Raw genomic sequence first — 552 nt, 5'->3', positions numbered from 1 at the left:
CGCGGAGAGACGCGGACTGATCGGCGCCATCTTGATGACGCAGGTACCGGCGATAACCATGAAATCCGCCTGACGCGGCGATGCCCGGATAACCTCGGCGCCAAAGCGCGCGATGTCGTGGGGCGCCGTGAAGGCGGTGGTCATTTCCACGTAGCAGCACGAAAGACCGAAGTTATACGGCCACAGGGAGTTCTTGCGCCCCCAGTTGATCGTGCCGTTGAGCACGTCTTCGAGCTTGCCCATGAAAATGTTTTTGTGGACTTGATCTTCTAACGGATCGGAAACGGTTTCCCGTTTGCCAATCGGATACTGCTCGTTAGGAGCATCGGGGTCGATCCTGGTGAGATTGTATTGCATTGCCAAAGCCTCATTGTTTCAGCTTCGCTTGCCGATTGCGCCGAGCTTCCGGAGCCCAGTCAAGGGCACCCACTCGGAATAGGTAGACAAGACCTGCCAACAGAATTTGAAATTAAACCTAGAGATACTACGAATCCGTTCCTGCGGGTTTCGCGGACGGACCATGACCCGGCAATGGGAAAAGGGCATCCGATA

At 55.6% G+C, this 552-nt stretch carries 2 pseudogenes; both read right to left on the bottom strand.

Annotated features, from left to right (window positions below):
- Positions 1-357, bottom strand: a pseudogene (locus ACIPLA_RS27290) (NADH-quinone oxidoreductase subunit B); the annotation flags it as partial.
- 10 nt (positions 358-367) lie between these two features.
- A pseudogene (locus ACIPLA_RS27285) lies at positions 368-552 on the bottom strand (NADH-quinone oxidoreductase subunit A); the annotation flags it as partial.

Source organism: Pseudomonas sp. NPDC086112, from assembly GCF_044746425.1.
GTDB lineage: Bacteria > Pseudomonadota > Gammaproteobacteria > Pseudomonadales > Pseudomonadaceae > Aquipseudomonas.
This window is presented reverse-complemented; position numbering and strand designations above follow the sequence as displayed.